The 15,045-nt window shown below is 60.3% G+C and carries 12 protein-coding genes; 6 read left to right on the forward strand and 6 right to left on the reverse strand.

The annotated features are described in order from the left end of the window. Positions 1 to 79: 79 nt before the first annotated feature. The 4 genes from nahK to AC07N8_RS20215 form a co-directional block, all read right to left on the reverse strand. Complete coding sequence (gene nahK, locus AC07N8_RS20200; RefSeq protein WP_493145775.1) at positions 80 to 2,713, reverse strand: hybrid sensor histidine kinase/response regulator NahK/ErcS'; 2,634 nt, start codon at positions 2,711 to 2,713, stop codon at positions 80 to 82. Further along, the gene (gene nosP, locus AC07N8_RS20205; protein ID WP_123435704.1) at positions 2,643 to 3,806 is read right to left on the reverse strand and encodes a nitric oxide-sensing protein NosP; all 1,164 of its coding nucleotides are present in this window, start codon (positions 3,804 to 3,806) and stop codon (positions 2,643 to 2,645) included. The genes nahK and nosP overlap by 71 nt, the downstream gene beginning before the upstream one ends. A 154-nt stretch (positions 3,807 to 3,960) precedes the next feature. Next, the gene (locus tag AC07N8_RS20210; protein ID WP_483839631.1) at positions 3,961 to 5,145 is read right to left on the reverse strand and encodes a porin; all 1,185 of its coding nucleotides are present in this window, start codon (positions 5,143 to 5,145) and stop codon (positions 3,961 to 3,963) included. A gap of 209 nt (positions 5,146 to 5,354) precedes the next feature. Continuing rightward, entirely contained in the window at positions 5,355 to 6,161 is an 807-nt protein-coding gene (locus AC07N8_RS20215; protein WP_483839632.1) for a sulfite exporter TauE/SafE family protein, read from the reverse strand. A 163-nt stretch (positions 6,162 to 6,324) separates the two neighbouring features. Here AC07N8_RS20215 and AC07N8_RS20220 point away from each other — a divergent pair, with 163 nt between their 5' ends. Continuing rightward, complete coding sequence (locus AC07N8_RS20220; protein ID WP_493145774.1) at positions 6,325 to 7,188, forward strand: MBL fold metallo-hydrolase; 864 nt, start codon at positions 6,325 to 6,327, stop codon at positions 7,186 to 7,188. Positions 7,189 to 7,209: 21 nt separating this feature from the next. Here the strand turns inward: AC07N8_RS20220 and bkdR are convergent, their stop codons facing one another. After that, positions 7,210 to 7,698 carry a Bkd operon transcriptional regulator BkdR gene (gene bkdR / locus AC07N8_RS20225; RefSeq protein WP_027923281.1) on the reverse strand — a complete coding sequence of 163 codons (489 nt, stop codon included), beginning with the start codon at positions 7,696 to 7,698 and terminating at the stop codon, positions 7,210 to 7,212. A gap of 185 nt (positions 7,699 to 7,883) precedes the next feature. Here bkdR and AC07N8_RS20230 point away from each other — a divergent pair, with 185 nt between their 5' ends. From AC07N8_RS20230 to AC07N8_RS20250, 5 genes are all read left to right on the forward strand, one after another. Further along, a complete protein-coding gene (locus AC07N8_RS20230; RefSeq protein ID WP_483839634.1) occupies positions 7,884 to 9,119 on the forward strand; it encodes a 3-methyl-2-oxobutanoate dehydrogenase (2-methylpropanoyl-transferring) subunit alpha in 1,236 nt (411 codons plus the stop codon). A gap of 1 nt (position 9,120) precedes the next feature. Continuing rightward, positions 9,121 to 10,179 (forward strand): alpha-ketoacid dehydrogenase subunit beta, encoded by a 1,059-nt coding sequence (locus AC07N8_RS20235; RefSeq protein WP_123435708.1) that lies wholly within the window; start codon positions 9,121 to 9,123, stop codon positions 10,177 to 10,179. Beyond that, a complete protein-coding gene (locus AC07N8_RS20240; protein ID WP_493145773.1) occupies positions 10,180 to 11,454 on the forward strand; it encodes a dihydrolipoamide acetyltransferase family protein in 1,275 nt (424 codons plus the stop codon). A gap of 19 nt (positions 11,455 to 11,473) precedes the next feature. Beyond that, entirely contained in the window at positions 11,474 to 12,856 is a 1,383-nt protein-coding gene (gene lpdA, locus AC07N8_RS20245; RefSeq protein ID WP_493145772.1) for a dihydrolipoyl dehydrogenase, read from the forward strand. Positions 12,857 to 13,105: 249 nt separating this feature from the next. Further along, positions 13,106 to 14,125, forward strand: a complete 1,020-nt coding sequence (locus tag AC07N8_RS20250; RefSeq protein WP_493145771.1) for a branched-chain amino acid aminotransferase — start codon at positions 13,106 to 13,108, stop codon at positions 14,123 to 14,125. Positions 14,126 to 14,227: 102 nt separating this feature from the next. Here the strand turns inward: AC07N8_RS20250 and AC07N8_RS20255 are convergent, their stop codons facing one another. Beyond that, complete coding sequence (locus AC07N8_RS20255) at positions 14,228 to 14,983, reverse strand: ArsR/SmtB family transcription factor (protein ID WP_493145770.1); 756 nt, start codon at positions 14,981 to 14,983, stop codon at positions 14,228 to 14,230. Positions 14,984 to 15,045: the final 62 nt, after the last annotated feature.

A 15,045-nucleotide genomic window follows, 5' to 3' on the forward strand; every position in this document is an offset into this window, starting at 1 on the left:
CAGGCTCGCTCCCACATTTGATCTGTTTAATGTGGGAGCGAGCCTGCTCGCGAAGAGGCCGGAACAAGCGCCCGTGGAATCAAGGTCGTGCGAGCAAATGACTCATCGCCGTCTTCAGCTTCATCGGCCGCACCGGTTTATGCATCAGGGTGTGGCCCAGTTCGCGGATCTGCTGTTTGAGTTCGTTGCTGTAGTTGGCGGTGATCATCATGGCCGGGATCGGTGACGTACGACAGGCATTGATCCGGGCCACGGCGTCCACGCCGTTCTGATCGTTGTCCAGATGGTAATCGGCGATCAACAGGTCAACCCCCGCGTGGTAGTTGTCCACTTTTCGCGCCAGATCCTCTTCCGACAGTGCCGTCACCACCCGACAGCCCCAGCCTTCGAGCAAGGTGCGCATGCCGGCGCAAATGGTGGCGTCATTGTCCAGCACCCACACTCTCGCCCCGCGCAGGCGTTCAAGCATCGGTTCGCTCATTTGCAAGGCCGGCAATGGCTTGGGCGCGGTTGCGCTCAACGGCACTTCCACCGAAAACATCGAGCCCCTGCCTGGCCATGAGCGCACATGAATCCGATGCCCGAGGATGCCGGCGATTTTCTCGACAATGGCCAGACCCAACCCCAGGCCGCGATCCTGATCCGGACGCTGTACGTCACCGCGTTTGAACTCCTGGAAAATCTCCTCCAGGCGATTGTCGGCGATGCCCATGCCGGTGTCCCAGACCTGGATCAACAACCGCTGATGCAAGCGCCGGCACCCGAGCACCACCCGGCCACTGTAGGTGTAGCGAATCGCATTGCTCAGCAGATTGCGCAGAATGCGTGCCAGCAACTGGATGTCACTGCGCACCAGCGCCGAACAGGCAATGAAATGCAGCTCAAGGCCCTCGCTGCGTGCCACCTGAGTGTATTCAGCCGCGAGGTTTTCCAGCAGCTCGCTCAGGGCGAACGGCGCAACATCGGCTTTGATGACCCCGGCATCGAGCTTGGAAATGTCCACCAGCGTGCCCAGCAGGTTCTCCACATCTTCCAGGGAATTACTGACATTACGCACCAGAATCTCGTTGCAGATGGGTTCGCGTCGCTCCAGCAACGCGCTGGTAAACAAGCGGGCGGCGTTTAGCGGTTGCAGCAAATCGTGGCTGACGGCCGCCAGAAATTTGGTCTTTGACAGATTGGCGTGCTCGGCTTCGAGCTTGGCCTCGCGCAAACGTGACTCGACCTCGCGGCGCTCTTCGATTTCACGCAACAACTGATCATTGAGGGTGGTCAACTCCGCCGTGCGTTCACGCACCCGCAGCTCAAGATTCTGATACGCCTGATGCAGCGCCTCGGCCGTGCGGCGACGCTCGGTGATGTCGCGGATCAACACGAAAATCCCCACCACTTCCCCGGTGGCCAGGCGATTAGGCACGTAGGAGCGCAGCATGTAGCGTTCCTGATTATTGACGTTGGTCTCGGCGAACTCGAACGTAACGCTTTCGCCGGCCAGCGCTCTCGCCACGTAAGACTCCAGACGCTGGTAATGCTGTTCGCTGTGCACTTCGCGCAGGCTTTGGCCGAGCATCACGCCTCGGGGCCAGCAATACCATTCCTCATAGACCTTGTTGGTGAACTCGTACACCAGATCGGCATTGAGGTAGGCGATCAACGCCGGTACATGGTCGGTGATCAGGCGAATCCAGCGCTCGCTTTCACTCAGCGCCTGGGCGTGCTGATAGCGTTCGGTGATGTCAGTGAAGGTGTTGACGAAACCGCCGGTCGGCAACGGGTGCGTGCGGATTTCCAGGACTCGTCCGTCATAGAGGCGTTGCTCGCATTCCTGTACTGGCCGTCCATTGCCATCGTGACTGGCCGGGGTCAGCAGGTTCAATTCGCTGTCCACCATCACTTCAGCAAACGGTCGGTGGGCCGCCACTGGCGCCAACCCGCTCAATTCGAGGAAACGCCGGTTCCACAACTCCAGAATGCCCTCGGCGTTGACCATGGCCACACCCTGGGACAGGTTATCGACCGCCCGCTGTAACAAATGCGACTTCTGCGCCACGGCTTGTTCGCGGCGAACGGTTTCACTGAGTTTGACCTCGGTAATGTCGGTGAACAGGATGACTCGCCCACCTTCCTGGGTCGGCCGCTCGCTGACTTGCAGCCAACGCCCGTTCTGCAAGCGATACAGCAGACTCTCGTCGGCATGCCCGCGCGGTTCTTCGGTGAAAAGCCCATTGCTCATCATCAGGCGCTTGACCTCGGTCAGGCGCATGCCCGCGTTGATCCGCACCCGGCTATTGCGCCAGAACGCCTTGAAGCGACTGTTGAACAACACGATTCGCTGCTCGGCGTCGAACAATACGAAGGCATCGGAAATGCTCTCGATGGCATCGATCAGGTGTCGATGCGCGGTCTCGGCGCGCAGGCGGGCCTCGCTGAGCAAATGGTTGCCGGCCTTGAGTTCAGCCATGGCCTGGTTCAAGGCATCGGTGCGCTCACGGACCTGCTCGGCCAGCACCACCGAATGCTGGAACGCCGCGTACGGGTCATTGCCCCGGGTGATGCCCGACTCGATGCGCTCGATCAGCGCCGCGTTGATGCGCTGCAGTTTATGGTTGTCGTGGCGCAGGCTGGCCAGTTCGGCCTGCAGCTCAGCGATGTCCTGGGGCACGGCCGCGGGCAATGGCAACGCCGGTGAAGGTCTGGTTGATGTGCATGCCATTGAACTGTTCTCCGTAGGTGTTGAAACCCATCACCCGTTGCTCGCGCAAAAACGTCCCGATCTCATCGAGACTGCCGTCGACTTCCAGCTCCAGACGCCTGAGAAAACAGTCGCAACCGATGGTCAGCAACAGCTCACCCAAGCGTTCCTCCAATCCGTCGAACAGGCTTTTCAGGTTCGGCAGCATGGGCCCCGGGGTCATGGCGGTGAGCACGATGCCGTTCTCCACGGCGCAGTAAAAACTCAGGCTCAAGTCCGCGTGCACCTGCTGGATGGCGCGCACGTAATACTGTTCGTTGATCCTCACGGCCAACGGGTGCGCGGCGAAAATCCGGTGATCCAGTTCGTTCACGGGCACGCCGATGAGCCGCGCGTACTCGGCGGCGGCGGGTTCCGCATTGAGTTCATAGACACGGCGCGAGGCGCTGTCGGCCCCGGTGACCACCAGTTTCTCGGCCCGGGGCAGCATGTGGTGGGTGGTGAACACTTCGAAATCCAGCCAGGTGTTGACCAGCACGACGACCGCCGCGCCACTGTGGAACTCGCCGTCGAAGTAGACGTGGGTATGGGTCAGGTAATTGTCGTCGCCAGCGGAACCGCCGAAATGCGGAATGTCGCCCAATGCCGCACTCAAGGCCGCGAGGACCATTTCTTCACGGCTGGACAAACCATCGAGCAGGGTCAGGGCAAAGCTGTTGCCCTTGATCGGTGCCAGGGTGTTACTGCGACAACCGCTGACCAGGCGCTCGACCATCTGCTGCGCATCGATCAGGCTGAAGCGCTCCATCTCGTCGATCAACTCGAGCGCAATGGAAAAGTGCCGGTGATCGAACCCCACTGCCGTCACGCAATTGCGTCCATAGCCCAACGGGGTGATTTCCCCGGCGCTGGTGCAACCCACCAGGCGAATCCCCCCGAAACTGTCTTGCAAGGCTTGACCCAGTGCTTGCAAGTCATACTCCGCGGAACAGAAAAACAGCACGAAGCCCAGATGCGGATGCAGCAATTGACGCGCCAGTTCCTGCGCCACTTGCCGGGCATCGGTGGCCTGGGACATTGCGCTGACGACACCTTCACCCTGGACCTGCTGCATCGTCGCCTCCCGCAGGTGCGTATGGTTGAGCAGGGAGTTTACGAAACCCCTGGCGGGCAACGAATGCTACTTGGGTAGCAGTCAGACGCTTCGATGGGATGAGAGCGGTGGCGGCCCTGGCTGCGATGCGCACAGTCAGGGCCGCCACCGAGGGTTACCAGGTCAACACGGCGCCCACCGCAAAGGTGTCGGTGTCTTCGTTCTGGGCGCTGGTGTCGTGACCGTCGATTTGGAACTGGTTGTATTCGGCCACGAGCTTGAGGTTGTCGTTCACGTCGTGGAACAGCGCAATACCCCGCGTTTCGTAGTCTGCGCCACTGCCGACCACCCCATTGCCATCGTCGTTGGTCTTGCCATAGGACAAGGCCAGACGGTTCTTGCCCAGTTTGTAGGAGCCTTGCATCAGGTAGCCGTCACTGTCGACGTTGCGCAAGGTCGGCTCGCCGGCGTTATTGGTGAAAAACGGATTGATGCCCTTGGCCTGAAACCCGGAACCGGTGAGTGACAACCCGCCCATTTTCGCCTGCACACCATAGCCGACGCCTTTGGACGTCACGGTATTGACCGTGGAATCGGTATTGTCAGAGGTCTGGTAGCTGCCGTTGACCCAGCTGTAGATCTTCGCCCCGGCGACGTCAAACTGATAAGTGATCTCGCTCTCGGTGCGCGGGTTTTCCTGATAGGCCTTGCCCGTCGGACTGCTGTCGTTGGTGTCCACCGGGTCCATGATCCCGACCGCGACGCGCAAACCTTCAATGATCGGTGTGCGGTAGGTAATCTGCGAGGTCGGGAATGGATACGGATAGCCGGTGCCGATGTTGCCGAATGAAACGCCACCGCCATCGACCAACCCCAGGGTGTCGCTGACCTGGCCGTAACCGGCGAGCATTTCATCGAGCAGGATATTGGAGCGGGCGAACAGGCCGAAGTCTTTGCCGATCAGCACCTCGCCCCATTCCGGGTTCGCCACGGTGCCGTAGAACTGCCGCACATCAATGGCGGTGTCGGTGCCGTTGGTTTGACTGTCGTTGATGGTCACCCAGAACGAGGCCCGGGCGCCGAGTTTGAGGTCATCAATCTGCTTGCCCATGTTGAAGCCCAGGTAGTTGGGCAGAAACCCCATTTTCACCCGCGCCTGCCGGCGGTCGTACTGATCACCGGCACGGTCGACATTGCTGTTCACGTAAAAGGCGTTGATGTAGCCGTCGGTGGAAAACGTGGTCTGGTCTTTGTCATAGAGCATGATCTCGGCCTCGGCGATCGAGCTCAGGCCAAGAGAGGACAGACTGGCTACGAAGGCAGGTAGCAAGCGGTATTTGACGTTCTTATTGTTGTGCATGGTGCGCTCCGCGACAGGGGACGAGATGTCGGGAGCGATTATCGAAAGGTGACCGGCGGCGCCATACGCTGCCTTGGGCGCGATATTCAAGTGCTTTGGCGTGGCCGGGCAACCACGACAACAACGGTGTAAGACCGGTCGTCGGCAAGGCCCGGAACTTGAGGTGTACACCTGTGGACCCGACTGGGGGTCACAAGCATCGTTGTTGCCTAGACGCCGGCCCTGAACAGCATGAAAGCGGCGATCACAATGCAGACGCTGGCGAAGCCGATTTGCAACGCTCGCGCCGGCACATGGGCGCACAACTTGCGGCCGATGACCATGCCGACAATGCTGGCGACGATGAAACTCGCGCCGAGGCTGTCGATGCGCACACCGGCGTGAAACGCGCCGACCACCCCGATCGCGGAAATCAGGCTGATCACCATCAAGGAGGTGGCAATGATCCCGCGCATCTGCACGTCAGTCAGTTGCTTGAACGCCGGGACAATCAGAAAACCACCCCCCACGCCCAGAAGCCCGGACACCACCCCCGTCACCGCGCCGAGTGCCGCCAGCGTCGCGGTGCATTTGGCGGTCCAGGAAAAGCGCCCGGTCTGCTGATCGAGCATGCAGTTTTTTTGCCCCCAGTTGGCGTGGCCGTGATCGCTTGGCCCCTCGTCCTTACGCTCACGGCGCAGCATCCGCCAGGCGACCATGACCATCAGCAGGCTGAACAGAATCATCAGGATTTTTTCCGGCAACTGATGGGCAAAGTAAATGCCCACCGGGGAAAACACCGCGCCAAGCAGCGCGATCAGCATCGCCGCTCGATACCGCACCAAGCCATGGCGCAAGCCGTCAATCGCCCCGACCGCCGCCGCACTCCCGACCGCAAACAAGGCGACGGGCGCTGCCTGGGTCATGGTCAAACCCAGCCCCAGTACCAGGGCCGGTACCGCAAGAATCCCGCCACCCGCCCCGGTCAAACCGAGGACCAGGCCCATGACCACCCCAAAAAAACTCGCCAGCAACATAAAGCACTCGTGATCTGCACAAAAAAGGCCGGGAACGCCCGGTATCGATGTTTGACAGGATAGAGCCCGCGCAGATTTTTTCATCAAATGAATTGATGCGGTGCTGGCCAATGCAGGGAGAATGAATCTACCCTCAGTGCTTGTTCAGATAGAAATATTCACCATGCCTGCCTTGATTGAAGCTTTCCTCGACCCTGCCTCGTCGACCTACAGCTACGTGATCTACGAAGCCGATGGCGGCCAATGCGCCATCGTCGACCCGGTGCTGGACTACGATCCTGCGGCCGGCAGAACATGCACCGTTCAGCCCGACAAAATCATCACCTTTGTTCGCGAACATCAGTTGCAGGTGCAATGGCTGCTGGAAACCCATGCCCATGCCGATCACTTGTCTGCCGCGCCTTATCTGCGCCGCGAGCTGGGTGGCAAGATCGCGATCGGGCAGTCGATCAGCAAGGTTCAGGGAGTGTTCAAAGGCCTGTTCAACCTTGAGCCGGAATTTCGCGTTGACGGTTCGCAGTTCGATCATCTGTTCGCGCCGGACGAGTCGTTCATGATCGGCAATCTCAAGGCCACCGCCCTGCATGTGCCTGGCCACACGCCGGCGGACATGGCCTACCTGATTGACGGTGAGCAGATCCTGGTGGGCGACACGCTGTTCATGCCCGATGTGGGTACCGCGCGTTGCGATTTTCCGGGCGGCAACGCCAATCAGCTGTTTGCCTCGATTCGCACACTGCTGGCGTTCCCGGCCAGTGTGAGTTTGTACGTCTGCCACGATTACCCGCCCGAAGGCCGGGAATCCCAGTGCATGTCTACCGTCGGCGAACAACGCAAAAGCAACATTCACGTGCATGACGGCATCGATGAGGCCGCGTTTGTCCACATGCGCACCCGACGCGATGCCGGGTTGGGCATGCCAAACCTGTTACTGCCGGCGATTCAGGTGAATGTACGGGCCGGGAATTTGCCACCCGCCGAGAGTAACGGCGTGACCTACCTGAAAATCCCTATCAACAAACTGTAAACGCTCCCACAGGGGTTTCGGTTAGCTCGAGAGGGTCAAGCCATTGGCCGGCAACGGCAGTGCGGTTTTGTAGCGCACCTGCTTGAGGGCGAAGCTCGAGCGGATGTTCGCCACGCCGGGGACTTTGGTGAGGAAGTCCATCATGAAGCGCTCCAGCGACTGAATGGTCGGCACCAATACCCGAATCAAGTAATCCGGGTCGCCGGCCATCAAATAGCACTCCATCACTTCCGGGCGATCCGAGATCGCTTCCTCGAAATGCTGCAACGCCTCTTCCACCTGTTTCTCCAGGCTCACATGAATGAACACGTTCACGTGCAGCCCCAGCAGGTCGGCATCCAGCAGCGTCACTTGCTCGCGAATCAGGCCCAATTCTTCCATCGCCTTGACCCGGTTGAAGCACGGCGTCGGCGACAGGTTGACCGAGCGTGCGAGGTCGGCGTTGGTGATGCGCGCGTTCTCCTGAAGGCTGTTCAAAATGCCGATATCGGTACGGTCCAGTTTGCGCATGAGACAAAACCACCTGTTTTTTGTGTTTATGCAGATTTTTTATCCTCAAATGATCGCCAGCGCAACGAAACAGAGATAAATATTCTTCTTCGCCGGGCCTATGATTGTTGTAGGACAAGATTTCTTCCACAGAAGAATGACGGTCAGCTCACTACAAGAAATTCACAAGATCGAGCGTAGAAGCCATGAACCAAGCGTACGAACCGCTGCACCTGCACGTTCCCGAACCTTCGGGCCGTCCTGGCTGCAAAACCGACTTCTCCTACCTGCGTCTGACCGACGCCGGCACGGTGCGCAAACCCCCAATCGATGTTGAACCGGCCGACACCGCCGACCTGGCCAAGGGCCTGATTCGCGTGCTCGACGACCAGGGCAATGCCCTCGGTCCGTGGGCTGAAGGCGTACCGGTCGAGATCCTGCGTAAAGGCATGCGCGCCATGCTCAAGACGCGGATCTACGACAACCGCATGGTGGTCGCCCAGCGTCAGAAAAAAATGTCGTTCTACATGCAGAGCCTCGGCGAAGAAGCCATTGGCACGGGTCAGGCCCTGGCCTTGAACATCGACGACATGTGTTTCCCGACTTACCGCCAGCAAAGCATCCTGATGGCCCGCGACGTGCCGCTGGTGGGTCTGATCTGCCAACTGTTGTCCAACGAGCGCGATCCGCTCAAGGGTCGTCAGTTGCCAATCATGTATTCGGTCAAGGACGCCGGTTTCTTCACCATTTCCGGCAACCTCGCGACCCAGTTCGTCCAGGCAGTAGGCTGGGGCATGGCCTCGGCGATCAAGGGCGACACCAAAATCGCTTCGGCCTGGATCGGCGACGGCGCCACCGCTGAATCCGACTTCCACACCGCCCTCACCTTCGCCCACGTCTACCGTGCACCGGTGATCCTCAACGTGGTCAACAACCAATGGGCGATCTCCACCTTCCAGGCCATTGCCGGTGGTGAAGCCACCACGTTTGCCGGTCGTGGCGTCGGCTGCGGCATTGCCTCCCTGCGGGTTGATGGCAACGATTTCGTCGCAGTCTACGCCGCCTCTGCCTGGGCCGCCGAACGTGCGCGCCGCAACCTCGGCCCGACCATGATCGAGTGGGTCACTTACCGTGCCGGTCCACACTCCACCTCCGACGATCCGTCCAAGTACCGTCCTGCCGACGACTGGAGCTACTTCCCGTTGGGCGACCCGATTGCGCGCCTCAAGCAGCACCTGATCAAGATCGGTCACTGGTCCGAAGAGGAACACACCGCCGTCAGCGCCGAGCTCGAAGCCGAAGTCATCGCCGCGCAGAAAGAAGCCGAACAGTACGGCACCCTCGCCGGCGGCCAGATTCCAAGCGCCGCGACCATGTTCGAAGACGTCTACAAAGAGATGCCGGAGCACTTGAAGCGCCAGCGTCAAGAGTTGGGGATCTGACATGAACGACCACAACAATAATATCGAGCTGGAAACCGCCATGACCACGACCACCATGACCATGATCCAGGCCCTGCGCTCGGCCATGGATGTGATGCTTGAGCGTGACGACAACGTCGTGGTGTTCGGCCAGGACGTGGGCTACTTCGGCGGCGTGTTCCGTTGCACCGAAGGCCTGCAGGCCAAGTACGGCACCTCCCGCGTGTTCGACGCACCGATCTCCGAAAGCGGTATCGTCGGTGCCGCCGTGGGCATGGGCGCCTACGGTCTGCGCCCGGTCGCCGAGATCCAGTTCGCCGACTACGTGTATCCGGCGTCGGACCAAATCATTTCCGAAGCCGCCCGCCTGCGTTATCGCTCGGCCGGCGAGTTCACCGCCCCGATGACCCTGCGCATGCCTTGCGGCGGCGGCATCTACGGCGGCCAGACCCACAGCCAGAGCATCGAGGCGATGTTCACTCAGGTCTGCGGTCTGCGCACGGTCATGCCGTCCAACCCTTACGACGCCAAAGGCTTGCTGATTGCCTCCATCGAAAACGATGACCCGGTGATCTTCCTCGAGCCAAAACGCCTGTACAACGGCCCGTTCGACGGTCACCACGACCGCCCGGTAACCCCGTGGTCAAAACACCCGGCCGCCCAGGTGCCGGACGGTTACTACACCGTGCCGCTGGACGTCGCCGCCATCGCCCGTCCTGGCAAGGACGTGACCATCCTGACTTACGGCACCACGGTTTACGTGTCGCAAGTCGCTGCTGAAGAAACCGGTATCGACGCTGAAGTCATCGACCTGCGCAGCCTGTGGCCGCTGGACCTGGAGACCATCGTCAAGTCGGTGAAGAAAACCGGCCGTTGCGTGATCGTTCACGAAGCGACCCGCACGTGTGGCTTCGGTGCCGAACTGGTCGCCCTGGTCCAAGAGCACTGCTTCCACTACCTGGAAGCGCCTATCGAACGCGTCACCGGTTGGGACACTCCCTACCCGCACGCACAAGAGTGGGCGTATTTCCCTGGTCCGTCCCGAGTGGGCGCGGCTTTGCATCGGGTTATGGAGGTCTGAATGGGCACGCACGTTATTAAAATGCCGGACATTGGTGAAGGCATTGCAGAAGTTGAATTGTCGGTATGGCACGTCAAGGTCGGCGACCTGGTCGTCGAAGATCAGGTGCTGGCCGATGTGATGACCGACAAGGCGATGGTCGACATCCCTTCGCCGGTCCACGGCAAGGTGATTTCGCTGGGCGGTGTGCCGGGCGAAGTCATGGCGGTGGGCAGCATCCTGATCAGCATCGAAGTGGAAGGCGCGGGCAACGTTAAAGAGTCGGCGCAGCCTGCTCCAGTCAAAGAAGCGCCGGTTGCAGCACCTAAAGTAGAAGCCGTAGTGGAAAGCAAACCGGTCGCTGCTACTGCCGCGCCGCGAGCTGCCGTTTGCCAAGGCCCGATGGTAGCCCGCGAGGCCGACGACCGTCCGCTGGCCTCCCCGGCCGTGCGCAAACACGCGCTGGACCTCGGCATTCAATTGCGTCTGGTGCGTGGCAGCGGCCCTGCCGGTCGCGTGCTGCACGAAGACCTCGACGCCTACCTGGCGCAAGGTCAGTCGAATGCATCGACCGTGTCCTCCGCTTACGCCCAGCGTAACGACGAAGAACAAATCCCGGTCATCGGCATGCGCCGCAAGATCGCCCAGCGCATGCAGGACGCCACCCAGCGTGCTGCACACTTCAGTTACGTCGAAGAAATCGACGTCACCGCCGTCGAAGAATTGCGCGCGCACCTGAACGAAAAACACGGTGCCACCCGTGGCAAGCTGACCTTGCTGCCGTTCCTGGTCCGTGCCCTGGTCGTTGCCCTGCGTGACTTCCCGCAGATCAACGCCCGTTACGACGACGAAGCCCAGGTCATCACCCGCCTCGGCGCGGTGCATGTGGGCATCGCCACCCAGGCCGACATCGGCTTGATGGTGCCGGTGGTGCGTCACGCCGAAGCCCGCAGCCTGTGGGACAACGCCAGCGAAATCTCCCGTTTGGCCACGGCTGCACGCAATGGCAAGGCAGCCCGCGATGAGTTGTCCGGTTCGAGCATCACCCTGACCAGCCTCGGTGCGTTGGGCGGCATCGTCAGCACCCCGGTGCTGAACCTGCCGGAAGTGGCCGTCGTCGGCGTCAACAAAATCGTCGAACGCCCGATGGTGGTCAAAGGCCAGATCGTGATTCGCAAGATGATGAACCTCTCCAGCTCCTTCGATCACCGCGTGGTCGATGGCATGGACGCGGCGCAATTCATTCAGGCCGTTCGTGGCCTGCTCGAACAACCCGCCACCCTGTTTGTGGACTGATTTTTTGTTGGAGAGCAGCATGCAAACTTTGAACACCACACTATTGATCATCGGCGGCGGCCCTGGCGGTTATGTCACGGCAATCCGTGCCGGCCAGCTGGGCATCTCGACCATTCTGGTGGAAGGCGAATCCCTCGGTGGCACTTGCCTGAACATCGGCTGTATTCCGTCGAAAGCGCTGATTCACGTCGCCGAGCAGTTTCATCAAACGCAACACCACAGCCAGCATTCGGCCTTGGGCATCAGCGTTTCGGCGCCCACCCTCGACATCAGCAAAAGCGTCGAGTGGAAAGACGGTATCGTTGATCGCCTGACCACCGGCGTCGCGGCATTGCTGAAGAAGAACAAGGTTCAGGTCATTCAAGGCTGGGCCAAGATCGTCGACGGCAAAACCGTCGACGTCGGCGACACACGCATTCAGTGCGAGCACCTGGTGCTGGCGACCGGATCGAAAAGCGTGAACCTGCCGATGCTGCCGATTGGCGGCCCGATCATCTCCTCCACCGAAGCCTTGGCGCCGACCTCCGTGCCGAAGCGGCTGACGGTGGTCGGTGGCGGTTACATTGGTCTGGAACTGGGGATTGCCTATCGCAAGCTCGGCGCCGACGTCAGCGTGGTCGAGGCACAGGAACGCATCCTGCCGGCGTACGACGCCGAGCTGACCCAGCCGGTCCACGACGAACTGAAAAAACTTGGCGTGAAGCTTTACTTGAAGTATAGCGTCCAAGGCTTTGATTCTTCGAGTAACTCCCTGCAAGTATTGGCTCCGGATGGCGACACCCTGAACCTGGAAACTGATCAGGTATTGGTAGCCGTCGGCCGCAAACCGAACACTCAGGGCTGGAACCTCGAAGCGCTGAACCTGGCCATGAATGGCTCGGCGATCAAGATTGATAATCGCTGCCAGACCAGCATGCGCAATGTGTACGCCATCGGCGACTTGAGCGGTGAACCGATGCTCGCGCACCGGGCCATGGCTCAGGGCGAGATGGTGGCCGAACTGATCAGCGGTAAAACCCGCGAGTTCAACCCTACCGCCATCGCCGCCGTGTGCTTTACCGACCCGGAACTGGTGGTGGTCGGCCAGACCCCGGACGAAGCCAAGGCCGCCGGCCTGGACTGCATCGTTTCAAGCTTCCCGTTCGCGGCCAATGGCCGGGCGATGACGCTGGAATCGAAAAGCGGCTTCGTACGGGTGGTCGCTCGTCGGGACAATCATGTGATTGTCGGCTGGCAAGCGGTGGGTGTCGGGGTGTCCGAACTGTCCACGGCGTTCGCGCAAAGCCTGGAAATGGGCGCGCGGCTGGAAGACATCGGCGGCACCATCCATGCGCATCCAACGCTGGGCGAGGCTGTGCAGGAAGCGGCGTTGCGTGCTCTCGGTCACGCTCTGCACCTGTAACTAGCGCATTTGATGGCGGCAGTGATTGCCTCTTCGCGAGCAGGCTCGCTCCCACACTGGATTTGTGGCGTTCACATAACCCTGTGGGAGCGAGCCTGCTCGCGAATCTCAAGGACAACACAATTTATCTGTCAGTCATCCGATAGTCCGGGCTGCGAAATGGGTCCGGAATGAAGTATTGTTGTCCCCATCCAAAAAACGTCAGAAGCCTTGAACCGTTTCGGCGGTTGTTCAGTGATAGAGGGTGTCATGGGTAACGAAAGCATCAATTGGGACAAGCTGGGTTTTGACTACATCAAGACAGACAAGCGTTTCTTGTCGTACTGGCGCAATGGCGAGTGGGACAAAGGCACCCTGACCGAAGACAACGTGCTGCACATCAGCGAAGGCTCCACCGCCCTTCACTATGGCCAGCAATGCTTCGAAGGCATGAAGGCCTATCGTTGCAAGGACGGCTCGATCAACCTGTTCCGCCCGGACCAGAACGCCCTGCGCATGCAGCGCAGCTGTGCACGCCTGCTGATGCCGTTCGTGGAAACCGAGCAGTTCATCGAAGCCTGTAAAGCAGTGGTCCGCGCCAACGAGCGTTTCATCCCGCCTTACGGCACCGGCGGCGCGCTGTACCTGCGTCCGTTCGTGATCGGCGTGGGTGACAACATCGGCGTGCGTACCGCCCCCGAGTTCATCTTCTCGATCTTCTGCATCCCGGTCGGCGCCTACTTCAAGGGCGGCCTGACCCCGCACAACTTCCTGATCTCCAGCTTCGACCGTGCAGCCCCACAAGGCACCGGCGCGGCCAAGGTCGGTGGCAACTACGCCGCCAGCCTGATGCCAGGTTCCCAGGCCAAGAAGGCACACTACGCCGACTGCATCTACCTGGACCCGATGACCCACACCAAGATCGAAGAAGTCGGCTCGGCCAACTTCTTCGGGATCACCCACGACAACAAGTTCGTCACCCCGAACTCGCCGTCGGTCCTGCCAGGCATCACCCGCCTGTCGCTGATCGAGCTGGCCAAATCGCGTCTGGGCATGGAAGTGATCGAAGGTGACGTGCTCATCGACAAGCTCTCCGACTTCAAGGAAGCCGGCGCTTGCGGTACCGCGGCCGTGATCACGCCGATCGGTGGCATCAGCTACAACGACCACCTGCACGTATTCCACAGCGAAACCGAAGTCGGCCCTGTTACCCAGAAGCTCTACAAAGAGCTGACCGGTGTACAGACGGGCGACATCGAAGCGCCAGCGGGCTGGATCGTCAAGGTTTGATCTGACGCTACTGTACGCTTGAGCTTAAGCAAAAAAGCCCGGTTATCGATTGGATAGCCGGGCTTTTTTTCGTCTTGAAATTGTGACAGTTATTATTATGAATCAATGAGTAACAGCAATATCCTGATGTTTGTTATCAATAGGCAGTGTGGTACCGCTTGAAGACGGCAGCACCAGATCGAACTGCGTGCCTAACGCCTTGCGCCCCGCCGCCGTCAACGTCAGCGCCCGGCTATCCAGATCCTGCGTCACCCATTTGCGCTTGATCACAGATTGCAGCAACGCCGCCCCCAGCGAACCACCCAGATGTGGCCGACGCATGCTCCAGTCCAGACACGGGCAGGCGAAGCGGCGGCGCAGCGTGCTCAGGTCCTTGACCTCGATACCCAGCCCTTCAAACAGCGCCTCGCCGCTGTCGCTCAGCCGATATGCCTGCTCATCGGTTTCCAGCAACCAGCCTTTTTCCAGCATCCGGTCATGCAGTATCACCGCCAGCGTGCCGGCCATGTGGTCGTAGCAGGTGCGGGCGAATTGCAGGCGATCCGGCGTGCGCGAGTGGTACGCCGGTGCGCTGTTCTGGCCAAGCACCATCAGCGCTTCCAGCGCCTGGGCCACGCGCTTGTCCGCCAGGCTGTAATAACGATGGCGGCCCTGCACGTGCAGCCGCACCAGCGCCTGTTCCTTGAGTTTGGCCAGGTGTGCGCTGGCGGTGGAGGCGCTGACTTCGGCAATCGCTGCCAGCTCGGTGCTGGTACGGGCGTGGCCGTCCATCAGCGAACAGAGGATTTTCGTCCGGGCCGGCTCCGCGATGGCGGCCGCGACCTGAGAGACGCCGATGTCGTGTTGTTCTGCGTTCATATTTCGCTCCCGGACGAATCAAGGGTCTTTGGGACTGGAGATAGTAGCAACACTTTCCCCAC

Source organism: Pseudomonas sp. GW821-FHT10C09 (genome assembly GCF_059415465.1).